This window comes from Xinfangfangia pollutisoli (assembly GCF_020179405.1).
Lineage (GTDB): Bacteria > Pseudomonadota > Alphaproteobacteria > Rhodobacterales > Rhodobacteraceae > Pseudogemmobacter > Pseudogemmobacter pollutisoli.
In genome coordinates, this window is the sequence record NZ_JAICBZ010000049.1 from 1 (window position 1) to 23,581 (window position 23,581).

29 protein-coding genes are annotated in these 23,581 nt (G+C 67.7%); 7 read left to right on the plus strand and 22 right to left on the minus strand.

Translation table 11 applies throughout. From position 1 onward, the window contains the following. The 5 genes from K1Y73_RS14125 to K1Y73_RS14145 all read right to left on the minus strand — a co-directional run. Nucleotides 1-542, minus strand: a 542-nt coding sequence (locus K1Y73_RS14125; protein WP_263626643.1) for a thiamine pyrophosphate-binding protein, incomplete at its 3' end; no start/stop codon positions are given. Then, nucleotides 539-1,726 carry a pyridoxal phosphate-dependent aminotransferase gene (locus K1Y73_RS14130; protein WP_225028953.1) on the minus strand — a complete coding sequence of 396 codons (1,188 nt, stop codon included), beginning with the start codon at nt 1,724-1,726 and terminating at the stop codon, nt 539-541. The genes K1Y73_RS14125 and K1Y73_RS14130, both read right to left, overlap by 4 nt. Beyond that, complete coding sequence (locus tag K1Y73_RS14135; protein WP_225028954.1) at nt 1,723-2,400, minus strand: TetR family transcriptional regulator C-terminal domain-containing protein; 678 nt, start codon at nt 2,398-2,400, stop codon at nt 1,723-1,725. The genes K1Y73_RS14130 and K1Y73_RS14135 overlap by 4 nt, the downstream gene beginning before the upstream one ends. A gap of 148 nt (nt 2,401-2,548) precedes the next feature. Further along, entirely contained in the window at nt 2,549-3,448 is a 900-nt protein-coding gene (locus K1Y73_RS14140; protein ID WP_225028955.1) for a cation diffusion facilitator family transporter, read from the minus strand. Between the two features lie 223 nt (nt 3,449-3,671). Then, complete coding sequence (locus K1Y73_RS14145; protein ID WP_225028956.1) at nt 3,672-4,283, minus strand: SH3 domain-containing protein; 612 nt, start codon at nt 4,281-4,283, stop codon at nt 3,672-3,674. A gap of 121 nt (nt 4,284-4,404) precedes the next feature. On the opposite strand from K1Y73_RS14145, the gene K1Y73_RS14150 reads away from it, so the two are divergent. Together K1Y73_RS14150 and K1Y73_RS14155 are read left to right on the plus strand one after the other, a co-directional pair. Continuing rightward, a complete protein-coding gene (locus tag K1Y73_RS14150) occupies nt 4,405-5,391 on the plus strand; it encodes a 2-hydroxyacid dehydrogenase (protein ID WP_225028957.1) in 987 nt (328 codons plus the stop codon). Nucleotides 5,392-5,790: 399 nt separating this feature from the next. Then, complete coding sequence (locus tag K1Y73_RS14155; protein ID WP_225028958.1) at nt 5,791-6,105, plus strand: hypothetical protein; 315 nt, start codon at nt 5,791-5,793, stop codon at nt 6,103-6,105. A gap of 35 nt (nt 6,106-6,140) precedes the next feature. On the opposite strand, the gene K1Y73_RS14160 is transcribed toward K1Y73_RS14155, so the two are convergent. After that, on the minus strand, nt 6,141-7,784 hold the full coding sequence (locus K1Y73_RS14160) for a CTP synthase (RefSeq protein WP_225028959.1): 1,644 nt from the start codon (nt 7,782-7,784) through the stop codon (nt 6,141-6,143). A 149-nt stretch (nt 7,785-7,933) separates the two neighbouring features. After that, a complete protein-coding gene (secG, locus tag K1Y73_RS14165; RefSeq protein ID WP_225028960.1) occupies nt 7,934-8,395 on the minus strand; it encodes a preprotein translocase subunit SecG in 462 nt (153 codons plus the stop codon). 161 nt (nt 8,396-8,556) lie between these two features. On the opposite strand from secG, the gene K1Y73_RS14170 reads away from it, so the two are divergent. Further along, nucleotides 8,557-9,741, plus strand: coding sequence for an MFS transporter (locus K1Y73_RS14170; protein WP_225028961.1), 1,185 nt, complete (start codon nt 8,557-8,559; stop codon nt 9,739-9,741). 13 nt (nt 9,742-9,754) lie between these two features. Here K1Y73_RS14170 and K1Y73_RS14175 read toward each other — a convergent pair whose 3' ends face one another. The 13 genes from K1Y73_RS14175 to K1Y73_RS14235 form a co-directional block, all read right to left on the minus strand. Continuing rightward, nucleotides 9,755-10,609 (minus strand): hypothetical protein, encoded by an 855-nt coding sequence (locus K1Y73_RS14175; RefSeq protein WP_225028962.1) that lies wholly within the window; start codon nt 10,607-10,609, stop codon nt 9,755-9,757. Between the two features lie 123 nt (nt 10,610-10,732). Next, nucleotides 10,733-11,284: an isochorismatase family protein gene (locus K1Y73_RS14180; protein ID WP_225028963.1), complete on the minus strand. Its 552-nt coding sequence runs from the start codon at nt 11,282-11,284 to the stop codon at nt 10,733-10,735. Between the two features lie 10 nt (nt 11,285-11,294). Next, complete coding sequence (locus tag K1Y73_RS14185) at nt 11,295-11,789, minus strand: DUF1993 domain-containing protein (RefSeq protein WP_225028964.1); 495 nt, start codon at nt 11,787-11,789, stop codon at nt 11,295-11,297. A gap of 76 nt (nt 11,790-11,865) precedes the next feature. After that, complete coding sequence (argF, locus tag K1Y73_RS14190; protein ID WP_225028965.1) at nt 11,866-12,792, minus strand: ornithine carbamoyltransferase; 927 nt, start codon at nt 12,790-12,792, stop codon at nt 11,866-11,868. A gap of 75 nt (nt 12,793-12,867) precedes the next feature. Further along, complete coding sequence (locus K1Y73_RS14195) at nt 12,868-14,046, minus strand: aspartate aminotransferase family protein (RefSeq protein ID WP_225028966.1); 1,179 nt, start codon at nt 14,044-14,046, stop codon at nt 12,868-12,870. A gap of 229 nt (nt 14,047-14,275) precedes the next feature. Continuing rightward, nucleotides 14,276-14,728: a low molecular weight protein-tyrosine-phosphatase gene (locus tag K1Y73_RS14200; protein ID WP_225028967.1), complete on the minus strand. Its 453-nt coding sequence runs from the start codon at nt 14,726-14,728 to the stop codon at nt 14,276-14,278. A 135-nt stretch (nt 14,729-14,863) separates the two neighbouring features. Then, on the minus strand, nt 14,864-15,517 hold the full coding sequence (locus tag K1Y73_RS14205; RefSeq protein WP_225028968.1) for a pyridoxamine 5'-phosphate oxidase family protein: 654 nt from the start codon (nt 15,515-15,517) through the stop codon (nt 14,864-14,866). A 55-nt stretch (nt 15,518-15,572) separates the two neighbouring features. After that, nucleotides 15,573-16,112 (minus strand): copper chaperone PCu(A)C, encoded by a 540-nt coding sequence (locus tag K1Y73_RS14210; RefSeq protein WP_225028969.1) that lies wholly within the window; start codon nt 16,110-16,112, stop codon nt 15,573-15,575. A 44-nt stretch (nt 16,113-16,156) separates the two neighbouring features. Continuing rightward, complete coding sequence (locus K1Y73_RS14215; RefSeq protein ID WP_225028970.1) at nt 16,157-16,522, minus strand: hypothetical protein; 366 nt, start codon at nt 16,520-16,522, stop codon at nt 16,157-16,159. 116 nt (nt 16,523-16,638) lie between these two features. After that, a complete protein-coding gene (gene rpmB, locus K1Y73_RS14220) occupies nt 16,639-16,926 on the minus strand; it encodes a 50S ribosomal protein L28 (protein ID WP_225028971.1) in 288 nt (95 codons plus the stop codon). Nucleotides 16,927-17,320: 394 nt separating this feature from the next. After that, nucleotides 17,321-17,809: a hypothetical protein gene (locus K1Y73_RS14225; RefSeq protein ID WP_225028972.1), complete on the minus strand. Its 489-nt coding sequence runs from the start codon at nt 17,807-17,809 to the stop codon at nt 17,321-17,323. Between the two features lie 154 nt (nt 17,810-17,963). Then, the gene (gene meaB / locus K1Y73_RS14230) at nt 17,964-18,947 is read right to left on the minus strand and encodes a methylmalonyl Co-A mutase-associated GTPase MeaB (protein ID WP_225028973.1); all 984 of its coding nucleotides are present in this window, start codon (nt 18,945-18,947) and stop codon (nt 17,964-17,966) included. A gap of 143 nt (nt 18,948-19,090) precedes the next feature. After that, nucleotides 19,091-19,408: a hypothetical protein gene (locus K1Y73_RS14235; protein WP_225028974.1), complete on the minus strand. Its 318-nt coding sequence runs from the start codon at nt 19,406-19,408 to the stop codon at nt 19,091-19,093. 389 nt (nt 19,409-19,797) lie between these two features. Here K1Y73_RS14235 and lepA point away from each other — a divergent pair, with 389 nt between their 5' ends. Next, nucleotides 19,798-21,597, plus strand: coding sequence for a translation elongation factor 4 (lepA, locus tag K1Y73_RS14240; protein WP_225028975.1), 1,800 nt, complete (start codon nt 19,798-19,800; stop codon nt 21,595-21,597). 105 nt (nt 21,598-21,702) lie between these two features. On the opposite strand, the gene K1Y73_RS14245 is transcribed toward lepA, so the two are convergent. After that, entirely contained in the window at nt 21,703-21,846 is a 144-nt protein-coding gene (locus K1Y73_RS14245) for an entericidin A/B family lipoprotein (protein WP_225028976.1), read from the minus strand. Between the two features lie 157 nt (nt 21,847-22,003). On the opposite strand from K1Y73_RS14245, the gene K1Y73_RS14250 reads away from it, so the two are divergent. After that, nucleotides 22,004-22,306: a hypothetical protein gene (locus K1Y73_RS14250; protein WP_225028977.1), complete on the plus strand. Its 303-nt coding sequence runs from the start codon at nt 22,004-22,006 to the stop codon at nt 22,304-22,306. Here K1Y73_RS14250 and K1Y73_RS14255 read toward each other — a convergent pair. Further along, nucleotides 22,287-22,514: a hypothetical protein gene (locus tag K1Y73_RS14255; RefSeq protein ID WP_225028978.1), complete on the minus strand. Its 228-nt coding sequence runs from the start codon at nt 22,512-22,514 to the stop codon at nt 22,287-22,289. The genes K1Y73_RS14250 and K1Y73_RS14255 overlap by 20 nt on opposite strands. Here K1Y73_RS14255 and K1Y73_RS14260 point away from each other — a divergent pair. Together K1Y73_RS14260 and K1Y73_RS14265 are read left to right on the plus strand one after the other, a co-directional pair. Continuing rightward, nucleotides 22,513-22,830: an antibiotic biosynthesis monooxygenase family protein gene (locus K1Y73_RS14260; RefSeq protein ID WP_225028979.1), complete on the plus strand. Its 318-nt coding sequence runs from the start codon at nt 22,513-22,515 to the stop codon at nt 22,828-22,830. The genes K1Y73_RS14255 and K1Y73_RS14260 overlap by 2 nt on opposite strands. A gap of 115 nt (nt 22,831-22,945) precedes the next feature. After that, the gene (locus tag K1Y73_RS14265; RefSeq protein ID WP_225028980.1) at nt 22,946-23,575 is read left to right on the plus strand and encodes a hypothetical protein; all 630 of its coding nucleotides are present in this window, start codon (nt 22,946-22,948) and stop codon (nt 23,573-23,575) included. Nucleotides 23,576-23,581 lie beyond the last annotated feature (6 nt).

The window sequence follows — 23,581 nt, forward strand, 5'->3', positions numbered from 1 at the left end:
CGCGCCGGCAGCGGCGCGGGTGGCGGCAGGGGCGGGCAGGCCAGCGGCATCACATCGGTCGGCACTTCGATATGGGCGGGGCCGGGGCGGCCGCCCAGCATCGCGGCAAAGGCGCGGTCCAGACAGGGGCCCAGATCGGCCGGATCGGTCAGCGTCTCGGTATGGCACAGGCTGCGCACCATCGCGGCCTGATCGGGCAGTTCATGCAGCAGCCCCAGGCCGCGGCCCAGGCTGTTGCGCCGGTTCACCCCCGAGATCACCAGCATCGGCACCGAATCCTCGCGCGCCTGGCCCATGGCGGTCAGCGTATTGGTCAGGCCCGGGCCGGTGATCACGAAGGCCACGCCCGGCTTGCCGGTCACCCGCGCGTACCCATCGGCCATGAAGCCCGCGCCCTGTTCGTGGCGCGGCGTGACATGGCGCAGCGGCCCGCCTTCCAGCCCGCGATAGAGTTCAATCGTATGCACACCCGGGATGCCGAACACCACCTCGACCCCGCGCGCCGCCAGCCCCTCGACCAGCCGTTCCCCGACGGTCGTCATGCCGCATGCCCCTTCAGCGCCTGGGCATGGGCTGCGATCTGGGCAATCGCCCGGGCGGTCTTTTCGTCGCTTTGCGTCAGCGAGACGCGCAGCCAGCCGCGCATCGTCTCGCCGAAGCTTTCGCCCGGCATCACCGCGACGCCCCGCGTCTCCAGCAGGCTGCGGGCGAAATCCTCGCCCGACAGGCCGGTCGCGCGCACATCGACCATGGCGAACATCCCCGCCTGCGGCCGCATCACCCGCAGCCCCGCCACGCCATCCAGCCCCTCGGCCAGCATCCGCGCCCGGTTGGCGAAGCGCTGCGCCATGCCCGGCGCCACGGGCGAGGGCGCCGAGACCGCCTGCGCCACCATATCGGCGATGAAGGGCTGGCTGCCGAACAGCATCGTTTCCGACAGGGGCAGCATGCGGCTGGTGAATTCGGCCGGGCCGATCACCCAGCCGGCGCGAAAGCCCGGCGCGGCATGGGATTTCGAGATCGACGAGGCGACGACCGTGCGTTCGGCCAGTTCGGGCAGGTCCATCGGCGAGGCGAAGGTCACGCCGGGGAAGACCAGTTCCTCATAAACCTCGTCCGAGACGATCCACAGATCATGCGCCCGGGCCAGATCGCCCAGGGCGACCAGATCCTCGCGCTGCAGGACGGCGCCGGTCGGGTTGTGCGGGGTGTTCAGGAACAGCACCCGGCTTTGCGGGGTGATCGCGGCGGCGACATCTTCGGCGCGCAGCCGGAAGCCCGCCTCGGGGCGCAGCCGCACCGGCACCATCCGCGCGCCGGTCTGCGAGATCAGCCCCTCATAGGTGGCATACATCGGATCGCCCAGGATCAGCTCGTCGCCCGGATTCAGCAGGGTGCGGAAGATCGCGTAAAGCGAGGTCTGGGTGCCGGGCAGGCAGATGACCTGATCGGTGCCGATCGGCCTTCCGCAGCGCGCCGAATAGCGCTGCGCCAGCGCCGCCACCGTCGCCGTCTCGCCCCGGCCATTGGAATAGCCGGTGCGGCCCGCGCGCATCGCTGCCGCCGCGGCCTCGATCAGCGCGGCGGGGGTGGGCACGTCGGGCTCGCCGATCGTCAACTCGATCACCTCGCGGCCCTGGGCCGCCAGGGCGCGGGCGCGGAAATGCAGGTCCCATTTGGCCGAGCCCAGATGGGCCAGCCTGTCGGTCACGGAAGCGTATCTCATGGCAGGATCGTCGCAGATGGGCCCGAAAGCTCGGGGATGAACATGGGGTAGTTGGTCAGGGTGACGCCCAGAATGGCCCCGACCGAGGCCAGCCCGATCCGCACCAATTCGCCTTGCTGGAAGCTGTGCGACAGGATCGAGCCTTCCAGCCACAGCCCGTCGATCACCGCATTGCAGGCGATGGCCTCGCGGCGCAGCTGCTCATCCGGGATCGGCGCGCCGCGGTCCAGCCCGGCGATCAGCTCTTGCAGCTGGTCGCGATAGCGCAGGTAGCTGAGTTCGTGCTGGGCCAGAAGGTCGGGATCGGACTGGACCTGATGCAGATAGCCGGCCCATAGCCCGACCGCGCGCGCATCGACGACCGGCGGGCGCAGCGAGGCGGCGATGAAGGCGGCCAGCCGCTCGCCCGGATCGGCGCCCACCCCGGCCAGCGCATCGGCGCCCTTGTCGGTCATGCCGTCGACCAGCGCGGTATAGGCGGCGCGGGTCAATTCGTCCTTCGAGCCGAAGTAATGCCGGATCAGCCCCGGCGTCACCCCCGCCCTTGCGGCGATGGCGCGCACGGTCGCGGCTTGCGGCCCGCCCTCGGCGACCAGCGCCTGGGTGGCGGCGATCAGCGCCTCGCGGCGGTTTTCCTCGCTGTCGCGAATATAGGGGCGGCGTTCGGGCTGCATCGGATCCGTCCCTTCGGGCCATGGCTGTTATACGACTGCATAATTGCCCGGAAAGCCCAAGCCCGCAACCCTGTTTCGCGCGCCGATGGCGGAACGGGGGCAGGACGACGTGGGCAGGAAGACGGCGGCGGCAAAGGCAAGGGGCCGATCAGGTTCCCGGATCGTCGGCCGTGCGTGCCACATCCTTGTGGATGATCACATCGGCCCCCGGCACGGCCTCAAGAATGGCGCGGCGCAGCCCGGCGCCGATGTCATGCGCCGCGCGCAGGCTTTGGCTGCCATCCAGTTCGATATGCAGGTTGATGAAGATCCGGCTGCCGGCGGTGCGCGTCTTCAGGTCGTGAAAGCCATAGACGCCGGGCCAGGCGCGGGCGATCTCGGCCACCTGGGCCAGAACTTCGGGCGGGGCGGTGCGGTCCATCAGCGCATCCCAGGCGCCCTTGCCGATGTGAAGCGCCCCCCTCAGCATGATCACCGCGGCGATCAGCGCCACCACCGCGTCGATCCGCCCGACCCCCCAATGCGACGAGGCGTAAAGCGCCAGCAGCGCCCCGGCCGCCGGGATCAGATCGCCGATGTAATGCAGCCGGTCCGCCGAGACGACCCGCGATCCGGTGCGCCGCGCAACCCGGCCCTGCCACCAGACCAGCGCCACGGTCAGCACCATCGAGGCCAGCATCACCGCCATGCCCGCAGCTTCGCCCTGCAGGACCGGCGCGGTCTTGGCCAAGAGCCGCGTCACCGCGCTCCAGCCGATGCCGGCGGCCGAGACCAGGATGAACAGCGCCTGACCCAGGGCGGCCAGATCCTCGGCCGAGGTATGGCCGAAGGCGTGATCTTCATCGGCCGGGCGGGCGGCATAGAAGATCGCCGCCGCGGCGCCCAGCGACATCATCAGATCCATCGCGGAATCGGCCAGCGAGGCGGCAATCGACAGCGCGCCCGTGTGCCACAGCGCCCAAAGCTTCAAGGCGACCAGCACACCAGCCACGGCGACCGAAGCGGCCCCGGCAGACAGCGACAGGCGAAGATCAGATTCGGCGGCCATGCCTGAGGCTTATTCAACCGAGCCCCGGCCCGCAACTGCCGCCCTCAGCGCGCGCGGTCGAGGGCGGGAAAAAGGGGGGCTCTGCCCCCCGGCTTCGCCTCCCCCCGGGATATTTGGACAGAGAGGAAGGCAGGCAGAAAGGGAAGATGCGGCCTTCCTCTCTGCAAAAATATCCCCGCCGGAGGCGCAGGCCGGGGCCGGGCGATCCCGCTTGGGGGCGTGGCTATTCGATCAGCTCATCGGGGGCCACGCCCCAGAGCGCGGATTTCTCGATCCAGCCCTTTTCGCCGCCGGCCGAGATCCGGCACCAGCCGGGGTTGCATTCCAGCACCTTGCCGATCACGCCATATTCCGCCTGGGCCAGCACGGAAGCATTGCGGTCGGGGTTGGCATGGAGTTCCGCCATGTCGGTGATCACCAGCACCGTGCGCACCCCCGACAGCAGCGCGTAATGCACCCAGCCGCCGGCGCCATCCTGATCCTCGACCCGGCGCCAGTGTTCGTATTCGGCGGTGATCATCAGCGGCATGCCGGGCCGGGTGAAGACCCAGTCGATGCGATGGGTCAGGCCGGGGCCGCGGCGGGCATTGCCCTCGTCGCCCTTCAGCGACACGAAGCGCGGCAGGGGCAGGTTGGTGACGCAGCCGAAGCCGGGCTTGCAGGCGGCTTCCTTCTTCGCGGCGGCGGGCGGGGGGGCGTCGGTCTCGGGTCCGGTTTCGGCGGAGGCTTCGACCTCGCCCGGCTCGGCTTCCTGCGCGACCAGGGGCCGGACCATCCCCGTCGCACCAAGGGCAACGATCAGGGCCAAAAGCCCCGCGATCACGCGAAGTCGCATCTGCCGCCTGCCTTGCAGCCCATCGGGCTGTCATCCTCATGGGATCGGGGCTTGTGATCCGCCCCGCTTTTTCCCACTCTGCCTTGGAACCGCGCGCAATGAAAGCCCCGAGGAAAGCCCCATGCCCATGCAGCGCCTGACTGTTGTCGTCACGCGACGCCTGCCGGAAGCCGTCGAGACGCGGATGAAGGAATTGTTCAATGTCGAGTTGCGCGATCCCGATCGTCCGATGACCCGGGACGAGCTGGTCGCCGCTCTGGCGCGGGCCGATGTGCTGGTGCCGACCATCACCGACACGATCGACGCGGGCGTGATCGCCCAGGCCGGGCCGCAGCTGCGGCTGATCGCGAATTACGGCGCGGGCGTCGATCATATCGACGTGGCGACGGCGCGACAGCGCGGCATCCTGGTGTCGAACACGCCCGGCGTCGTCACCGAGGACACGGCCGACATGGTCATGGCGCTGATCATGGCGGTGACCCGGCGCATTCCCGAAGGGCTGCACATGATGCAGGCCGGAAAATGGGAGGGCTGGGCGCCCACCGCCTTTCTGGGCACGCGGCTGGCCGGCAAGCGGCTGGGCATTCTGGGCATGGGCCGGATCGGCCAGGCGGTGGCGCGGCGCGCGCGGGCCTTCGGCTGCCAGGTGCATTACCACAACCGCCGCCGCGTCCGCCCCGAGATCGAGGACGAGCTGGAAGCGACCTGGTGGGAAAGCCTGGACCAGATGATCGCGCGGATGGACGTGGTCTCGGTCAATTGCCCGCACACGCCCTCGACCTTCCATCTGATCAATGCCCGGCGGCTGAAGCTGATGAAACCCTCGGCGGTGATCGTGAACACCTCCCGCGGCGAGGTGATCGACGAGAACGCCCTGACGCGCGCCTTGCGGGCGGGGGAACTGGCCGGCGCGGGGCTGGATGTCTACGAGCGCGGCACCGATGTGAACCCGCGGCTGAAGGAAGTGCCGAATGTGGTGCTGCTGCCGCATATGGGCAGTGCCACGATCGAGGGCCGGATCGAGATGGGCGAAAAGGTGATCATCAACATCAAGACCTTCGCCGACGGCCATCGCCCGCCGGATCAGGTCGTGCCGTCGATGCTGTAACGGAACGGGCCCGCTGGCCGGATTGCGGCAGGCGGGCCCGGTTAACCTTCACCATCTTCGCAAGCAGCGCCTCAGTGAAGCGATGCGACCAAGGCAGACAGATTGCGCCTTGGCGCAGGCTCCGGTCAAGTTTTGGGCTTGACGCAAGGGAAAGCGGCAGGGTTTTGCGAAGGTGCAGAAACAATCCTGCATGGTCCCGCGAATTGTTTCCATTCATTCAATCGCGCCATCGTCGTTGATTCGCAATTCCGGCCCTGCGCCTGTTTTGCCCTGGCGGATTGCACCGCCCGCCGGTGCCCGAAGAATGGCGCCTTCCGGTGGGATTGCCGCGTCAACAAGGCTTGATTGGATTGGGCGAACCGGGGAAAGCTTCGTTTCAGCGTCTATTGGAGGAACGCGATGGATTTCCCTCAGAAAGTCAAAGATCTTGCGCAGCGATCCAGACATGCCGCGGAACATGCCCTGACGGAAGAGGGCACGAAGACCGCGGTTCTTCTTCCCCTGATCCAGACCCTGGGCTTCGACGTGTTCAACCTGAACGAGGTGCCCCCGGAATTCATTGCCGATGTGGGAACCAAGAAGGGCGAAAAGATCGACTTCGCGCTGAAGATTGACGCCGAAAAGGTCGAGACGAAATATCCGCTGGGTGATCTGAACCAGATCTTCAGCTATGCCCCGCAGATCGAGCAGGCGCTGTCGGCCTATGCCCGATAGCGCCTGACCATAAAGGGCAGCGGGCCGGCGCGCCCTTAGACCAGCCGGCTGACGTCAAGCGCGGCGCGGACGAAATCGGCGAACAGCGGATGCGGGGCGAAGGGCTTGGATTTCAGCTCGGGGTGGAACTGCACGCCGATGAACCAGGGGTGATCCTTCACCTCGATGATCTCGGGCAGGCGGCCGTCGGGCGACATGCCCGAGAAGACGATGCCGCAGCCTTCCAGCTGGTCGCGATACTGGATGTCCACCTCGTAGCGGTGGCGGTGGCGTTCCTCGATCACCGTGCCGCCATAGACCTGCGCGACTTTCGAGCCCTCTTTCAATTGCGCCGTATAGGCGCCCAGCCGCATCGTGCCGCCCTTGGCGTCATCGGCCTTGCGGCGCACGGTATGGTTGCCCTGCACCCATTCCTTCAGGTGATAGACCACCGGAATAAAGCGCTTTTCGCCCTTCTCATGGTCGAATTCCTCAGACCCGGCGGTCTTCAGTCCGACCAGATTGCGCGCCGCTTCGATCACCGCCATCTGCATGCCCAGGCAGATGCCCAGATAGGGGATCTTCTTCTCGCGCGCGAATTGCGCCGCCTTGATCTTGCCTTCGGTCCCTCGCTCGCCAAAGCCGCCGGGAACCAGGATGGCGTGGAAATTGTCCAGATAGGGGGCGGGGTCTTCGCGGTCGAAGATCTCGGAATCGATCCATTCCGCGCGCACCTTGGTGCGATTGGCCATGCCGCCATGGGTCAGCGCCTCGGCGATCGACTTATAGGCGTCTTCCAGCTGGGTATATTTGCCGACGATGGCCACCCGCACTTCGCCTTCGGGGTGGCTCAGCCGGTCCATCACGTCTTCCCAGCGCGCCAGATTGGGCTTGGGCGCCGGCTGAATTCCGAAGGCGTCCAGCACCGCCTGATCCAGACCGGCGCGGTGATAGGCCAGAGGCGCCTCGTAGATCGTCTTCAGGTCATAGGCCGGGATCACCGCATCGGGGCGCACATTGCAGAACAGCGCGATCTTCTCGCGCTCGCGGTCGGGGATCGGATGTTCCGAGCGGCAGACCAGCACATCCGGCGCCAGGCCGATGGATTGCAATTCCTTGACCGAATGCTGCGTGGGCTTGGTCTTCAATTCGCCCGAGGCCGCCAGATAGGGCAGCAGCGTCAGATGCATCAGGATGCACTGGCCGCGCGGACGTTCATGGATGAACTGGCGGATCGCCTCGAAGAAGGGCAGCCCCTCGATATCGCCGACCGTGCCGCCGATCTCGCACAGCATGAAGTCGACCTCGTCATCGCCGACCTTCAGGAAGTCTTTGATTTCATTGGTCACATGCGGAATGACCTGGATCGTCTTGCCCAGATAGTCGCCGCGGCGTTCCTTTTCCAGCACATTGGAATAGATCCGCCCGGACGAGATCGAATCCGTCATCCGCGCCGAGACGCCGGTGAAGCGTTCGTAATGGCCCAGGTCCAGATCGGTTTCCGCCCCGTCATCGGTCACGAAAACCTCGCCATGTTCGAAGGGCGACATCGTGCCGGGGTCGACGTTCAGATAGGGGTCCAGCTTGCGCAGCCGCACCGTATAGCCGCGGGCCTGCAGCAGCGCGCCCAGGGCGGCCGAGGCAAGACCCTTGCCAAGCGAGGAAACGACGCCGCCGGTGATGAAAATGTAACGCGCCAAACCGGCCTCCCGTGCTGTTCGAAAAAGCGATTCGAGGCGGTGGAATCGCAACACCACGGGAGTCGAGCTATAGCTTGGGATTCCCGATCACGCAACCGCCTGCCGCAAGATCCTGTCTGCGGCCTGGCGCATGCGTCAAAGGATTGTGGTCAGGGGGCCGGCTTCGGCGCCTCTTCCGCAGGCGGGGCCGCGGGGTCTGCCGTGCCTTCGCTGGCCGGAGCGGCCTCGCCCGCGGGCGGAACCGCCGCATCGCCGGCCGGGGGAACGGCGGGGCCGTCGGTCTGGGCGGGCGGCATAAGCTCGCTGCCCGAGGGCGCAAGCGGCGGAACGGCCGGGGTTTCGGTGCCGGCGGGCGTCTCGGCCGCGGGGGCGCGGTCAAGCACCGAGCCGCCACCCGAGCCGCGCGCGGTCATCACGGTCAGGGTGATCGAGGTCACGATGAAGGCCGCGGCGAAGATCCAGGTCAGCTTGGTCAGCGCGGTCGCCTGACCGCGGGCCTGCATGTTGCCGCCGCCCGACAGAAGCGCGCCGCCTTCGTTCTTCTGCAACAGCACGACGCCGATCAGCAGAAGGGCAAGGATCAGGTGGATGGTCAGGATGACGGTTTCCATGCGCGGTCGGCTCCTTCGCGGGTTGCGGTTCATTAGGCGGAACCTGTCTCCGGTGCAAGAGCGGGCAGGCTGTAACAGCGCGTGATCGCCACCGTGGGGGGCGGGGTTCCGGCAAAGCGGGGCAGCCGTTAAGGAAAGACCCAAGGCGACAGGAGGATCGGATGGCAGGCCAGGATTGGACAGGCGCGCGGCGTGCCGGTGCGGTGATGTTCGCGGTCAACGGCTTTACCATGGGCGTCTGGGCGCCGCAGATCCCGCTTCTGCTGCCGCGGCACGGGATCGGCGAGGGGGTTCTGGGCCTGCTGATCCTGCTTCTGGGCCTGGGGGCGGTGGCCGCGATGCTGTTCTCGGGCCGGCTGATCGCGCGCTTCGGCTCGGTCGCGGTGCTGCGGCTTTTGGCGCTGGCGCTGGTGCCGGTGCTGCCGCTGGTGGTCTTCGCCCCGGCGCTGTGGCTGCTGGCGCCGGCGATGGCGCTGATGGGGGCGGTGGTCGGCTGCATGGATGTGGCGATGAATGCCAATGCGGTCGAGGTCGAGCGGCGGCTAGGCCGGGCGATCATGTCCTCGTGCCATGGGTTCTGGAGCCTGGGCGGCTTTCTGGGCGGCACGGCGGGCAGTTTCGCGATCGCCCATGGCTCGGCCGAGATTCAGGCGCTGGTGGCCTCGGCGCTGGTGGGGGCGGGGGTGCTGATCGCGCTGCCGCATCTGCGCGGCGCGCCGCCGCATCCGCCAGAGCCGGCCAGCGCGGCGGGCCCGCGGCGGGGCCTGCTGCCGCGGGCGGCGGCGGTGTGGATGCTGGGGGTGATGGCGCTGGCCTCGATGGTGCCCGAGGGCGCGGTGCTGGACGGGGCGGCGCTGTATATGGGGCGCGAACTGGGGGCGGGCGCCTTCACCGCGGGCCTGGCCTTCGCGGGCTTTTCCGGCGCGATGGCGGTGATGCGGTTCCTGGGCGACGGGGTGCGCAACCGCCATGGCGCGGCCATGGTGCTGCGGATCTCGGCCGGGGCGGGGGCGGCGGGGCTGATGCTGGCCGCGCTGGCGCCGCTGCCGGAACTGGCGCTGGCAGGCTTTGCCCTGGCCGGCCTTGGCATCGCCAATCTGGTGCCGATCCTGTTTTCCGCCGCCGGCAACATGCCCGACCAGCCGCCCGGCGTGGCGATTTCCGCCGTCACCATGCTGGGTTATGCCGGCATCCTGATCGCGCCCGCGACCATCGGTTTCCTGGCCGAGCATCTGGGCTATCGGCCGACCTATGCCGCGCTTGCCCTGCTGCTGCTGGCGGTGGCGCAGCAATCGGCGCGGGTTGCCGTGGCGGACGGGCCGGGGCAAAGGCCGGTCGCGGCCTGAGCCCCGGGGCCTGTCAGCGCTTCTGGATCACCGCGGCGAAATCGCGGCGGTTGCGGTCAAAGCCCGCCTGCAGCATCAGCACACCCGAGATCTGCGGCGCCAGTTCGGCAAAGGCCGCCTCGGTGCCCGGATCGGAATGGGCAAAGCAGCGCTTTTCGGCAAAGCCGCGGAACAGATCGGCGCTGCGGGTGATGCCCGGCCGCTCCAGCGCCTCGGGCTGGCCGCGCAGGCCTTCGATCACATAGAAGCCGCCCTGGGCAAGCCGCGGGAACAGTTCAAGAAAGGCGTTCTGCTGATGGTGGCTGGCATGGCTGCCATCGTCGATGACGATCGAGGGCGCGGGCAGGCCCTGCAGCGTCTGGGCCAGACGGGGGCGGGTGTCGGGATCGGCCAGATGCCAGCTTGCACCGTCCACCGCCCAGCCTTCGGGCGCGGGTTCGCTCGCCAGCACCATGACCTGCGCCTGACGGAAATACTCGGCCCACAGCGCACCATGCGCCGCCTGACCGCGCAGCGGCGCCGGGCCCTGCACCAGTTCCATCACCGCAGGCGCGCTGTCGCGCAGGTGGCGGAACATCATGTGATAGACTTCGGCCATGCGGTGGCGATGGCTGCCGCGTTCCGAGCCCAGCCGGTCGGCGATGGCGATCAGCGTTTCCTCGGCCGGGGTCGCGCCGGGCAGCGCGGGCGCGCGGCCCAGGGCCGATCCGCCGCGATGGGCGGGGGCGCGGCGCTGCAGTGGATCGCCGCCGGTCAAGCCGCGGCGCGGCACCGCGCCGTCCCAAAGCGAAGAGGGTTCAGCCATGCCCAGAATGCGCCGGGCTTCACGGGCGGCATTCTGCACGCCGACATAGGATCTTGCTGCCATCACTGCCTCCATTTTTCTCGTTGCGGCCAGATCTGGCGGCAAGTCGTGTCGAAAATGGGGACAATGCAGGGAAATTTGTCGACGTCACAGCAACGGTGCCACGGCAACGGCGCCGCGCAGCGTTTACAGCAAGCCGGGCAGCTCTGCCGCCGTGGTCAGCCGGGCGAAATCGGCGCCCAGCAGCGACAGGGTGACGCGCAAGACGGTTTCGGCGTCGATCCGGCCGCCGTCATGGGCGGGGATGTCGAAGCCGATCAGCGCATCGCCCGGCAGAAGGACCTGAAAGCCCAGATCCGCGGCGGCGCGCACCGATGAGGTCACGCAAAAGGCCGCGACGGCGCCGATCAGCACGATGCGGTCGATGCCGCGCCGACGCAGTTCGGCATCCAGCCCGGTGCCGGCGAAGGCCGAAGAGCCGGTCTTCCAGAACACCGGCTCGTCCGGCGCGGGACGGGCACAGGCCATGGGCTGGCCAAGCGCGCTGTCGCGCCGGAAGGGCGATTGCGGGTCGGGATCGTCATGCAGCACATGCAGGACCGGCAGGCCGCGGGCGCGGAATTCGGCCAGCAGGGCGGCGCAATGCGCCTCGGCCTGCGGATTGGCGCGGGGGCGGCCGGCGGCGGTGCGCTCGGCCATGCCGTCCTGCATGTCGATGATCAGAAGTGCTGTGGCCATGGGCTGCCCCTTACGCCGCGCCCATATAGTCGCGCTTGCCCAGTTCCACCCCGTTGTGGCGCAGGATCGCATAGGCCGTGGTCAGGTGGAAATGGAACTGAGGCAGCGAGTAGAAATCCAGGAAATCCTCGCCGGTCAGGGTGCGGTCCTCGCCGCCGATCTTCAGCGTCACGCCGCGGCTTTCGGCGCCGTCATAGGCGGGGGCATCGAAGCCGGTGATATAGGCGCGGGCGGCGGCGATGCGGGCCTGCAACTCGGCAAAGCCGGTTTCGGTATCGGGAAAGCTGCGCGGCATTTCGCCGGCCAGCCGGGCCGCGCCGCGGGCGGCGAAATCGCAGGCCAGCTGGATCTGTTTCACCAAGGGGTACATGTCGGGAAAAAGCCGCGCTTGCAGCAGCACGTCGGGCGCGATCTTGCGCGCGGCGCAATGCGTCTCGGCCTTGGTCAGGATGCGGGCAAGCGCGCCCAGGAAACGGTCGTAGACAGCGACAGAGCGGCGGTGCATCGGCTTCTCCGGGAAAGGGACCCGGCAAGGCTTGGCGCCGCCCGGGGGCGGCGTCAAGAGGCGCTGCGCGGCGGGCTTACAGCCCCAGGCACCAGCGCACGATCGCCTTCTGCGCATGCAGCCGGTTTTCGGCCTCGTCGAAGATCACCGAATGCGGCCCGTCCATGACGGCGCTGGTCGCCTCGTCATTGCGGTGCGCGGGCAGGCAATGCATGAACAGGCTGTCGGGCTTGGCGCGGCTCATCAGCTGTTCGTTGACCTGATAGGGGCGCAGCTGGTTGTGGCGGCGTTCCTTGGCGCTTTCGGGATCATGCATCGACACCCAGGTGTCGGTGACCACCAGATCCGCGCCTTCGACCGCGGTGAAGGGGTCGCGCTGGATGATGACTTTCGAGCCCTTTTCGCGCGCGAAACCGACGAAACGGTCTTCGGGGTCCAGGGTTTCCGGCCCGGTGAAGGTGAAGTCGAAGCCGAACTGCCCGGCGGCATGCAGGAAGGACGCGCAGACATTGTTGCCGTCGCCGCACCAGACCACCTTCTTGCCGGCGATGGGGCCGCGATGTTCCTCATAGGTCATCACATCGGCCATGATCTGGCAGGGATGGGTGCGGTTCGTCAGCCCGTTGATCACCGGCACGGTCGCATGTTCGGCCATTTCCAGAAGCGTGGCTTCCTCGAAAGTGCGGATCATGATCAGGTCGACATAGCGCGACAGGACGCGGGCGGTGTCGGCGATGGTCTCGCCATGGCCCAGCTGCATTTCCTTGCCCGACAGCACCATCGTCTGCCCGCCCATCTGCCGCACGCCCACATCGAAGGAGACGCGGGTCCGGGTCGAGGGTTTCTCGAAGATCAGCGCCACCATGCGGCCGTCCAGCGGGCGGTCGTCATCGGGCGCGCCTTTCGGGCGGTCCTTGCGCGCGGCCTTCATCGCGGCGGCGGAATCGATCATGCCCCGAAGGGCGGCGGGGTCGGTCTTGTGGATGTCGAGAAAGTTTTGCATGGCGTGTTTCTGTTTGGCGGATCGCCGGAGGCCGGGCCTCCGGATCCCCGGGATATCAACGGAAAAAAGACAAAGTCAGGCCGCTTTCGGCGTGGCCGCGGCGGCGCGGTCAAGACGGGTCAGCGCCTCGGCAATGTCTTCGTCGGGAATGTTCAGCGCCGGCAGCAGACGGACGACATTGTCGGCCGCGCCCACGGTCAGCACGCCCGCGGCATAGCCGGCCTTGACCAGATCGGTGTTCAGCGCGCGGCATTTCAGCCCCAGCATCAGCCCCTCGCCGCGCACCGCTTCGAAGACCTGCGGATGGGCGGCGACCAGCGCCTCCAGCCCCTGGCGGAACAGCGCGGACTTGCGCGCGACCTCGGCCAGGAAAGCCGGGTCCGAGACCAGTTCGGTGACCTTGGCGCCCACGGCACAGCCCAAGGGGTTGCCGCCATAGGTCGAGCCATGGCTGCCCGCGGTCATGCCCTTGGCCGCGCGTTCGGTGGCCAGAAGCGCGCCCAGCGGGAAGCCGCCGCCAATGCCTTTGGCGACCATCATGATATCGGGGGTGATGCCGGCCCATTCATGGGCGAACAGCCGGCCCGTCCGGCCCATGCCGGATTGCACCTCGTCCAGGATCAACAGCGCGCCGGTCTGGTCGCACAGGCTGCGCAGGGTCTTCAGGAAGGCATCGCCCGCAGTGCGGATGCCGCCCTCGCCCTGGATCGGCTCGATCATCACCGCGCAGGTCCCTTCGGTCAGCGCCGCCTTCAGCGCCGCCTCATCGCCCCAGGGCAGATGGGTGAAGCCCGGCATCAAGGGGCCATAGCCCTTGACCATCTTCTCCGACCCGGCCGCGGCGATCGCCCCGGTCGAGCGGCCATGGAAGGCGCCCTCGAAGGCGATGATCTCGGTCCGCTCGGGCTGGCCGTTCTCGTAATGGTACTTGCGCGCCATCTTGATCGCCAGCTCGGCGGTCTCGGTGCCGGAATTGGTGAAGAAGACCGTATCGGCGAAGGTCTTTTCCACCAGCATCGCCGCCAGCCGTTCCTGTTCGGGAATGCGGTAGACATTCGAGACATGCCACAGCTTCGCGGCCTGTTCGGTCAGGGTCTGGACCAAGGCCGGATGGGCATGGCCAAGCGCGTTGACGGCGATCCCGGCGCCCAGGTCCAGGTATCGCTGCCCATCCTCGGCCAGAAGCCAAGAGCCTTCGCCCGAGACGAAAGCCAGGGGCGCGCGGTTATAGGTCGGCAGGACGGCAGAAATCATGGCAAAGCCCTTGCGATGGGAAGCCCAAGCCCTAAAGCCGGGGCGGTACGGGTGTCAATGTGAAGGAATGCCCCAAGGAATAACCAAGTAACGGCCGGGCAGGCCGGACCCTTCGCCTTAGCGGCGTCGGAAGGTGGTCGCGATGCGGGTTCCACGGGTCATGCGCCGGCATGTAGCGCAAGCGCGGCCCGCTGGGAAGAGGGTTTTGCAGGGCCCGGGCGATGGCGGATCATCCTGCGCGCAGATCGGCGATCAGCCCGCGGCAGGCGGCCTCGACCAGATCCAGCGTCTGATCGAAATCGCCACTGTACCAGGGGTCCGGCACTTCGGTGAAACCGCAGCCCGGGGCATGGTCCAGAAACAGCCCGCTGGTCGCGCCGCCGCCCGGGTCGATCCGCCGGATATCGCGCAGGTTCTGCCGGTCCATCGCCAGGATCCGGCCGAAGCGGGCAAAGTCGTTGCGGTGCAGCTGGCGCGCGCGCAGCGGCGCCAGATCGTAGCCGCGCCGCGCGGCGGCCGCGATCATCGGCGGATGCGGCGGCTCGCCCGCATGCCAGCCGCCGGTGCCCGCACTGTCGCAGGCGACCGCCAGCCCCTCGGCCGCGGCCAGATGGCGGAACACCGCCTCGGCGGTAGGGGACCGGCAGATATTGCCCAGACAGACGAACAGGATGGATTGCATCGGCCCATCAGGCTCCCGCGCGGCGCGAATTGCAACCCTTCGCCAAACGGCCTTGCCGCCTTCCTCTCTGCCCAAATATCCCCGCCGGAGGCATCCGCCGCGCGGGGCCTGGACGACCGGCCGGGCAAAAGCGCCTCAGCCGAAGCGGAAGGCGGACAGATAGGCCGGCGGATCGGCGGCCAGCGCGGCGGCCAGACCGGGCGCCGGCTGGGGCGTGCCGGTCGCGCGCAGCAGGGGCAGGGTGCCCGCCCAGACCGGCCAGTCCAGATCCTCGGCCGGGTCGGCGGGGCCCGAGGCGTCGATCTTGGCCGAGGCCTCGTCCAGCGGCAGGGCCAGAACGGCGGTCGCCTTCAGCTCTTGCGCGGTCATCGGCCGCAGCGCCTGCCAGCGGCCGGGAAACAGATGCTCCATCATCGCCCGCAGCGCGTCTTCCTTCTCGGTGGGATCGCGCAGCGCCTGCGGCTGGCCCATCACCATGACCGAGCGGTAATTCACCGAATGCTCCAGCCCCGACCGCGCCAGCACCATCGCATCCAGGCCCGAAGCGGTCAGGCAGACCGGCGCCGCCAGTGCCGCGCGGACCATGCGGCTGGCCGAAGAGCCATGCCACAGAACCCGCCGCCCCATGCGCCAGATCAGCGTCGGCGTGACCATGGGCATGCCCTCGACCAGATGGCCGATATGGGCCAGCGGCAGCGCGTCGACCAGCGCCGCGATCAGCGCCGGGTCATGGGCGCCCTTTTCATGCATCCGGCGCAGGCGGGTGCGGTCGGTCGGTGCTTTGGTCATCGGGCCCTCTCTGCCGGCAAGCTGCCCTGCCGGCAGGCGGAAGGCAACGGGGCGATCAGCCGCCCGAGCCCATCTTGGAATGGTCGTGGCCTTCCATGCCTTCCATGCCCTGCATCGGCATGACGGCGTCTTCCGGCTTGCGGTCATTGTCGACCGCCACGTCGAAGGCCAATTCGGCGCCCGATTCGAAGATCAGCGTGACCGAGAAGGTCTCGCCCTTGGTCAGGGCGCGGGTCAGGCCCATCAGCATGATATGGTCCGAGCCGCGCTGGAAGACATGGGTCTCGCCGGCGGCGATCGGCACGCCGCCCTCGATCTCGCGCATCTGCATGACGCCATCGGCGGTCATCGCATGGGTGTGCAACTCGGCCTTGGCGGCCATATCGGTGCGCGCGCCGATCAGCCGGTCGTCGTGATCGCCGGTATTGGTCAGGTGCAGGAAGACCGCGCCCGAGCTGCCGGCACCGCCCAGGGCGCGGGCATAGGGGTCATGCACGGCGAAGGCGGCCGTGTCTTCGGCATGGGCGGGCGCAAGCGCCGAGGCCAGAGAAAGGGCCGCAGCGGTGGCGGCAAGGAACATACGGCGCGACAGCATGTCGGGCCTCCTTTTCATCAGGAAATTGGATGGGAAAGCGGGTGTCAGAGCGCAAGCGGGGCCGGAGGGCCGCGCGCCCGCCGGGCCACGACCTGCCGGCGCAGCACTTGCCGGCCGGGCAGGGGCCGCAGGGCATGGGCGCGACCGCGCGCCGCCAGAACCGGGGCCGCAACGCTGCCGGCCAGGGCAAGCCCGCCCAGTACGCAATCGGGGCAATCGTGATGGCTGGCAACCGGCTTGCCATCGGCGCCCAGCGTGATGGTGACCGTGGCGCCATCGGCGCAGATCACCAGCGCTTGGGCGCCCTGCGCCTCGGCCCGGCCCCGCGCCCAATGCGCCGAGGTCAGCACCATGACCAGCGTCAGGCACAGGACAAGGGCCGAATGCAGAAGGGCGGGCGACCGTCTCATGCCGACAGGTCTAGCGCGGCTTCGTCAGCGGGGAAAGCGGACAAAGCGGCGCAAGCGAGAAGGCCCCGGCCGGGATCACCGGACGGGGCCTTTTGTGGCAAAGCACACAGAAAGGATCAGGCCGCGGCCTGGGCCTTTTCGATCTCGCGCTTGATCTTCAGCGCATTCGAGGACAGCTCGTCATCCTTGGCCTTGGCCAGGAAGGCGTCCAGCCCGCCGCGGTGGTCCACCGTGCGCAGCGCCGCCGAGGAGATGCGCAGGCTGAACGAACGGCCAAGCACGTCCGAGATCAGCGTGACCTCGTTCAGGTTCGGCAGGAAACGCCGACGGGTCTTGTTGTTCGCGTGGCTGACCATGTTGCCGGTCATCGGGCCCTTGCCCGTCAGTTCGCAGACGCGCGACATGATGTGGTCCTTCGTGTCAAACAGAAAGGCGCGGCAGAGCCCGAAGAATCCCCGCGACCGAATACGATTGCGGGCGTGTACGGTCAAAGCCCGGGCGCGTCAAGCGGTGAAGCGCAAAAGCCCGGGGGATGAAGCGCAAAAGCCGGGGCCGCACAGGGCGGTTGCGCGCGGGCTGGGAGGGAAGCGCGGCGCAGGGGCAAGGTCTGCCCCCGGACGGGCTGCCACCCGGCCCTGACCGGCCCCCACATAGCGGAACGCCCGCCCCCGGGGCAATGGGGACGGGCGCCACGACCGGGCCCCGAGGTGGGGTCTCGACGACCGGGCATAGGCACCGGATCGCCGGAGGGGCCCGTTGCCGGGACCGCCGAGGCATGCGGTCCCAAAGCAGGGAAGGTTACTTCAGGTTCTTCACGACATGGTCGGCGAAGACATCGACCATCACCTCATAGGCGCGGCGGGCATCTTCGGCGCTGGCATTGGGGTTGAACCCTTCGCCCAGCATCGGGGCGGCCTGATCGTAGCTCACCGTCAGCTCATACGAGTTGAAGCGGCTGTTGTCGCGGTCGTGGGTCTCGTTCACGATGCCCTTCAGCACCGACTTTTCCAGACCCATCGTGTCGGTGAACCCGTCGGCCAGTTCGACTTCGGAAATGTCGATGATGACCTTGGCGCCATCTTCCTTGTCGGTCTGGTCAACCAGCTTGGCGAGAATCGCGTTCTCCAGGTCACCTTCCAGGTTCTTCCAGTATTCCGCAGCCTTGGAATTCGACACCGACGCGATATCGGCGGTCACGTCGATTTCCTTCACGGTCGGAAGGCCTTCGGCGAAAGCGGCGCCGGCCAGAATGGTGGTGGCGGCCAGGGCGATCAGGGTCTTTTTCATCTCTCAGCTCCTCTCGGTGCATGCTCATGCCGCGATGTCGCGGCTTTATGATCAAACAACGCCCCAATCGCCCGGCGGTTCCCCGGGGGCGGAAAGATGAAGCGGGCAAAGCCGGTCTGTGAGAGGGGGCTTGCCTGCCCGGGATGGGCCTGGGTCAGCCGGCGCGGTCCTGCCGCAGGCGCGCCAGCATCTGGGCGGCCGCGGTTTCGGGCGTCAGCGCGCCTTCGGCCACGCGCGCGCCCAGATCGGCCATGGCGCTGCGGGCGGGTTCCTGGTCCAGCACCGAAAGCAGGCCCTGGCGAACCTCTTCCACGAACCAATGCGCGGCCTGGCTGGCCCGGTTGCGCGCCCAATGGCCCTGGGCACGGCGCCAGTCGGCCAGCGCCATGACCTCGGCCCAGGCGGCATCCAGCCCCGCGCCGGTCGCGGCCGAGACGCAGAGCGCCTTGGGAAAGCCCTCGGGGTCCTGCGGGCGATGGCGCAGAAGCCGCAGGGCGCCGGCATAATCGGCCTGGGTGCGGGTGGCGGTGGTCAGCAAGTCGCCATCCGCCTTGTTGACCAGGATCAGGTCGGCCATCTCCATGATGCCACGCTTGACGCCCTGCAACTCGTCGCCGCCGGCTGGCGCCATCAGCAGAAGGAAGATGTCGCACAGGCCCGCGACCATGGTCTCCGACTGGCCGACGCCGACCGTCTCGATCAGGATCACGTCGAAGCCCGCGGCCTCGCACAGGGCCACCGCCTCGCGGGTGCGGCGCGCCACGCCGCCCATCTGCGCGCGCGAGGGCGAAGGGCGGATGAAGGCGCGCGGGTCGCGCGACAGCTGTTCCATCCGCGTCTTGTCGCCCAGGATCGAGCCGCCGGACCGGGCCGAGGACGGGTCCACCGCCAGAACCGCGACGCGCAGGCCCTGGCCGGTCAGCCGCAGGCCCAGCGTTTCAATGAAGCTGGATTTGCCGACGCCCGGCGTGCCCGACAGGCCCAGACGCAGCGCCTGCCGGTCGCGCCCCAGCGCGCCCAGAAGATCCAGCGCGCGGGCGCGGTGATCGGCGCGCTGGCTTTCGACCAGGGTGATCGCCCGGGCCAGCGCCCGGCGGTCGCCCGCACGCAGCGCCGCCGCCATCTCGTGAACGTCCATGCCGCCCCCTTCGTCCTGTCTCTTTCTGCCCGAGCCCGGGGCCAAGTGCCAGATCACATGTGCCAAGGCGCAAGCGCCATGGCCTGTGTCCCGCCCTGCGCGGGGCTGCCGGGCGGCGGATCAGGGGCCGAAGGGAAGGGAGGTCAGCGGGCGCAATAGGCCTCGGCCATGGCGCCGAAGCTTTTGTAGCGCTCCCAGAAGGCGTCATCGGCGGCCGATTGCGACACCCAGGTCTTGTGCGCCAGATCGGGATCCTTGAAGAACTTTGCCGCCCGGCGCTGGTCGGAGCCCTTGAGCGTCATGTCCGCGACCTGCTGGATGCAGCCACAAAGCGCACGGTTCGCCGCGTCGCGACCCGAGCGCAGGCAGGCGCTTTCGATCGGGCCGGCCGAAGCCGAAGTTGCGCAGAACCCTGCCACCACCGCGGCCGACGCCGCGAGAACGAGAGATTTCTTCATCATCTGCCTCATCGCCGGGCGCGGGACGTGGCTTCTGCCCCCCCTCCGCCGCCGGTCATTTTCTGCAGCCGATTATCGCTTTTCCCAAGCGTTTTTTCAATCCGCTGCGACAGCTGCGCCGCTTTGTCCCGGAGTCACAAGAGCTTGGCTTCGGGGCCCTTTCTTCCTACCAGATCGCGCGGGTCAAGGCCCGCCGCGCGAATGCGGCGCCGCGCCGCAGGAAGAGGCCGGACGGCGCGGCGGCGCCCGGTTTTTCGCCCGCCGCCGAATCGCTTTTCGCCCGCCCGCAGGCCTGCCGCAGCCGCCCCCTTCGCGCCCTTCGCTGCGGCCGCGCCCCGCCCCCTGCAGAAGCCCCTTCCGAGCCGCCGGACGACAGGCTATATGCCCAGCCCATGACCGAGCTGTCCCTCATCCGCAATTTCTCGATCGTGGCGCATATCGACCACGGCAAATCCACCTTGGCCGACAGGCTGATCCAGATGACGGGCACGGTCGCAGATCGCGACATGAAGGCCCAGCTTCTGGACTCGATGGATATCGAGCGGGAACGCGGCATCACCATCAAGGCCAACACCGTGCGGATCGACTATCCGGCGAAGGACGGCAAGACCTATGTCCTGAACCTGATCGACACGCCCGGACATGTCGACTTTGCCTATGAAGTCTCGCGCTCGATGCGCGCGGTCGAGGGCTCGCTTCTGGTGGTCGATGCCTCGCAGGGGGTCGAAGCGCAGACGCTGGCCAATGTGTACCAGGCGCTGGATGCCGGGCATGAGATCGTGCCCGTGCTGAACAAGATCGACCTGCCGGCGGCCGACCCCGACCGGGTGAAGGCGAATATCGAGGATGTGATCGGGCTGGATGCCAGCGACGCGATCCCGATTTCCGCGAAGACCGGCCTCGGCATTCCCGATGTGCTGGAGGCCATCGTCCAGCGCCTGCCCGCGCCCAAGGGCGACCGCGACGCGCCGCTGAAGGCGATGCTGGTCGACAGCTGGTATGATGCCTATCTGGGCGTCGTCGTGATGATCCGCGTCATGGATGGGGTGATCCGCAAGGGCGACCAGATCAAGATGATGCAGACCGGCGCCCGCTACGGCATCGACAAGCTGGCCGTGCTGCGCCCCAAGATGACCGACTGGCCGGAACTGGGCCCGGGCGAGATCGGCGTCTTCACCGCCTCGATCAAGCAGGTGCGCGATACCCGCGTCGGCGACACGATCACGCATGAGCGCAAGCCCTGCGCCGAGCCGCTGCCGGGCTTCAAACCCGCCCAGCCGGTGGTGTTCTGCGGCCTGTTCCCGGTCGATGCGAATGATTTCGAAACCCTGCGCGACGCGATCGAGAAACTGGCGCTGAACGATGCGTCCTTCAGCTATGAGATGGAAACCTCGGCCGCGCTGGGCTTTGGCTTCCGCTGCGGCTTCCTGGGGCTTCTGCATCTGGAAGTGATCCGCGAGCGGCTGGAACGCGAATTCGATCTGGACCTGATCACCACGGCGCCCTCGGTGGTTTACCACCTGCATATGCGCGACGGCACGGTGATGGAATTGCACAATCCCGCCGACATGCCGGATGTGACGCTGATCGACCATATCGAGGAGCCGCGGATCAAGGCCACGATCATGGTCCCCGACGATTATCTGGGCGATATTCTGAAACTGTGCCAGGACCGCCGCGGCATCCAGTTGAACCTGACCTATGCCGGCAACCGGGCGATGGTGGAATATGACCTGCCGCTGAACGAGGTGGTGTTCGATTTCTACGACCGGCTGAAATCGGTGACCAAGGGCTATGCGTCTTTCGACTATTCGCTGTCGGGCTATCGCGAGGACAATCTGGTGAAGATGTCGATCCTGGTGAATGCCGAGCCGGTCGATGCGCTGTCGATGCTGGTTCACCGCGACCGCGCCGAGATGCGCGGCCGGATGATGTGCGAGAAGCTGAAGGAACTGATCCCCCGCCACATGTTCCAGATCCCGATCCAGGCGGCGATCGGCGCCAAGGTCATCGCGCGCGAGACGATCTCGGCCATGCGCAAGGACGTGACGGCGAAATGCTATGGCGGCGACGCCACGCGGAAGCGCAAGCTTCTGGACAAGCAGAAAGAAGGCAAAAAGCGGATGCGCCAGTTCGGGAAGGTGGAAATCCCGCAGACGGCGTTCATTTCTGCCCTGAAGATGGATTCGTAAGGTTCGGACCAGGGCAGGGCTCGGCCGCAGCAGATTGCGCGGCCGGGCCCTTTCTTGCCGAACGGCACGGCCGCAACGCGACGGGCGCGCGGCCTGACAGTCTGCCTACATCCCGGCCGCCGCCTGGTTCGCCTCGGTGCTGACGGCCTGGCCCGCGGCCTGCAGATCGTGGCCTGCGCCTTCGATCGTGTTGCAGGCGGCAAGCAGCGCCAAAAGGGCCGGCAGGGCAAGGGTGCGGATCTTCGTCATCGGGGGCCTCCTGAAGCAATGTCGAAGGTCAACGCGCGGGCGGCGGGTTTCGTTCCCGACCACCGCCTGACCTGGCCCCGCCGCCTGACCTGAGCCCCGGCGCCGGGTTCCGTTCTGGATTAACCCGTCTTTAACCAATTCGCCCAAGGCTGCGGGGATGACCTGCCGTCTTGCCCCGCTGTCCCTGCTGCTGGCCGCCTGCGACGCCCAGCCGGCGCCCATGATGTTCGGCGCCGAACGGACCGACATCACCGTTGGCGGCCGGGCCTATACCGTGTTCCAGAAGGGAAACATGGTCGAGGTGATCCGGCTGGGCTATGCCACGCGCGGCGAACATCAGACCATCCGCGCCACGATGATCGACCTGATCCCGCAGGTTACCGGCTGCAAATTGCGCGAAAGCTCGGTTCAGGGCGACAGCGGCGAGATGCGGGGGCTGGTCACTTGCCCGAAAGGATAAGCGCCCAGGCGGCATAGGCGCCGGCGGCCAGGAACATCAGCGCCCAGCCCGGATTGCCAAGCGCCAGTTCCATCGCCCCCCAGGCCAGCGGCGCGCCCGCCGTGGCCCAGCGGACCCAAGGCTTGGCGAAGAACGGGTCTTTCGGGTCGAGAAGGGGCATGATTTCAGGGCCGATCCATGGCAGGATGAAGGGGGGAGGGCCCAGCATGCCGCAGATTTCCAAGGATTTTCAAGGCCAGACTGTCATCACCACCTTCGAGACCACGCCCGCCATGGCCTTTGACCTGATCGAGGCGCTTGAAGCGGCCTATGCCGAATGCATCTCGAAACAGCCGGGCTTCATCGGTGCCGGCCTGCATGTGAACGACGCCCGCACAAGGGTGTGCAACTATTCGCAATGGCAGGCCCGGGGCGATTACCAGGCCATGCTGCGCACGCCCGAGATGCGCGAAAGAAACCGCCATATCAACGAGTTGTGCAAGGGGTTCGAGCCGGTGATGTATGAGGTGATCGCCGGTTACTGACCTGCCGCGCTTTACCGGATCTTAGGCCTTTTCCGCTTCTCTTCCGGGATCTCTGCCATTCTCTGGCCGCAATGACTGGGCAGAATCGGGCAGGAATGGGGGTGCGCAGGCGGTCATGCCGGTTTTCATACTGATCTTTCTGGCCTCGTTTGCCGCCTGGGCGCTGGCAGTTCTGAGGCCCGGTTTCTTGCCGCCGGATGCCGCGCCGCTGGCCCAGGCCGCGGCGCTTCTGGCGCTGGCCGGCATGGTGCTGATGCTGCTGATCCGGCCACGGCCGCCGATACGGCGCAAGGCGGGGCCGCGCAGGCAAACGCCCAGACGGGGGCCGCAAGTCGTGGTCGATGGCTCGAACGTGCTGTTCTGGAACGACAATCAACCCAATCTTTCCACCGTCAATACGGTCGTCGCCCATCTGCGTGCCGCGGGGATGGAGCCCTTGGTCTGGTTCGATGCCAATGTCGGCTACCGCGTCGGGGCGCGCTGGCTGGGCCCGGATGAACTGGCCCCGAAGCTGGGCCTGCCGCGCGATCAGGTGCGGGTGGCAAGGAAAGGCGCGCCGGCCGATCCGCTGCTGCTGGCCGATGCCACGTCGCGCGGCCTGCCGGTGGTGTCGAACGACCGATATCGCGACTGGACGGCGGAATTCCCCATCGTGGCCGAGCCGGGGCGGATGATCCGCGGCGGCATGCGTGGCGGCGCGCTGTGGCTGGAATTTCCCGGCCGGGCGCGCCGAAAGGCGGCCTGACCGCGG

Coding starts and splice junctions, on each gene's coding strand:
- K1Y73_RS14130 (WP_225028953.1), bottom strand. CDS start 1,726: ATGAGATACGCTTCCGTGACCGACAGGCTGGCCCATCTGGGCTCGGCC.
- K1Y73_RS14135 (WP_225028954.1), bottom strand. CDS start 2,400: ATGCAGCCCGAACGCCGCCCCTATATTCGCGACAGCGAGGAAAACCGC.
- K1Y73_RS14140 (WP_225028955.1), bottom strand. CDS start 3,448: ATGGCCGCCGAATCTGATCTTCGCCTGTCGCTGTCTGCCGGGGCCGCT.
- K1Y73_RS14145 (WP_225028956.1), bottom strand. CDS start 4,283: ATGCGACTTCGCGTGATCGCGGGGCTTTTGGCCCTGATCGTTGCCCTT.
- K1Y73_RS14150 (WP_225028957.1), top strand. CDS start 4,405: ATGCCCATGCAGCGCCTGACTGTTGTCGTCACGCGACGCCTGCCGGAA.
- K1Y73_RS14155 (WP_225028958.1), top strand. CDS start 5,791: ATGGATTTCCCTCAGAAAGTCAAAGATCTTGCGCAGCGATCCAGACAT.
- secG (WP_225028960.1), bottom strand. CDS start 8,395: ATGGAAACCGTCATCCTGACCATCCACCTGATCCTTGCCCTTCTGCTG.
- K1Y73_RS14170 (WP_225028961.1), top strand. CDS start 8,557: ATGGCAGGCCAGGATTGGACAGGCGCGCGGCGTGCCGGTGCGGTGATG.
- K1Y73_RS14175 (WP_225028962.1), bottom strand. CDS start 10,609: ATGGCAGCAAGATCCTATGTCGGCGTGCAGAATGCCGCCCGTGAAGCC.
- K1Y73_RS14180 (WP_225028963.1), bottom strand. CDS start 11,284: ATGGCCACAGCACTTCTGATCATCGACATGCAGGACGGCATGGCCGAG.
- K1Y73_RS14185 (WP_225028964.1), bottom strand. CDS start 11,789: ATGCACCGCCGCTCTGTCGCTGTCTACGACCGTTTCCTGGGCGCGCTT.
- argF (WP_225028965.1), bottom strand. CDS start 12,792: ATGCAAAACTTTCTCGACATCCACAAGACCGACCCCGCCGCCCTTCGG.
- K1Y73_RS14195 (WP_225028966.1), bottom strand. CDS start 14,046: ATGATTTCTGCCGTCCTGCCGACCTATAACCGCGCGCCCCTGGCTTTC.
- K1Y73_RS14200 (WP_225028967.1), bottom strand. CDS start 14,728: ATGCAATCCATCCTGTTCGTCTGTCTGGGCAATATCTGCCGGTCCCCT.
- K1Y73_RS14205 (WP_225028968.1), bottom strand. CDS start 15,517: ATGACCAAAGCACCGACCGACCGCACCCGCCTGCGCCGGATGCATGAA.
- K1Y73_RS14210 (WP_225028969.1), bottom strand. CDS start 16,112: ATGCTGTCGCGCCGTATGTTCCTTGCCGCCACCGCTGCGGCCCTTTCT.
- K1Y73_RS14215 (WP_225028970.1), bottom strand. CDS start 16,522: ATGAGACGGTCGCCCGCCCTTCTGCATTCGGCCCTTGTCCTGTGCCTG.
- rpmB (WP_225028971.1), bottom strand. CDS start 16,926: ATGTCGCGCGTCTGCGAACTGACGGGCAAGGGCCCGATGACCGGCAAC.
- K1Y73_RS14225 (WP_225028972.1), bottom strand. CDS start 17,809: ATGAAAAAGACCCTGATCGCCCTGGCCGCCACCACCATTCTGGCCGGC.
- meaB (WP_225028973.1), bottom strand. CDS start 18,947: ATGGACGTTCACGAGATGGCGGCGGCGCTGCGTGCGGGCGACCGCCGG.
- K1Y73_RS14235 (WP_225028974.1), bottom strand. CDS start 19,408: ATGATGAAGAAATCTCTCGTTCTCGCGGCGTCGGCCGCGGTGGTGGCA.
- lepA (WP_225028975.1), top strand. CDS start 19,798: ATGACCGAGCTGTCCCTCATCCGCAATTTCTCGATCGTGGCGCATATC.
- K1Y73_RS14245 (WP_225028976.1), bottom strand. CDS start 21,846: ATGACGAAGATCCGCACCCTTGCCCTGCCGGCCCTTTTGGCGCTGCTT.
- K1Y73_RS14250 (WP_225028977.1), top strand. CDS start 22,004: ATGACCTGCCGTCTTGCCCCGCTGTCCCTGCTGCTGGCCGCCTGCGAC.
- K1Y73_RS14260 (WP_225028979.1), top strand. CDS start 22,513: ATGCCGCAGATTTCCAAGGATTTTCAAGGCCAGACTGTCATCACCACC.
- K1Y73_RS14255 (WP_225028978.1), bottom strand. CDS start 22,514: ATGCTGGGCCCTCCCCCCTTCATCCTGCCATGGATCGGCCCTGAAATC.
- K1Y73_RS14265 (WP_225028980.1), top strand. CDS start 22,946: ATGCCGGTTTTCATACTGATCTTTCTGGCCTCGTTTGCCGCCTGGGCG.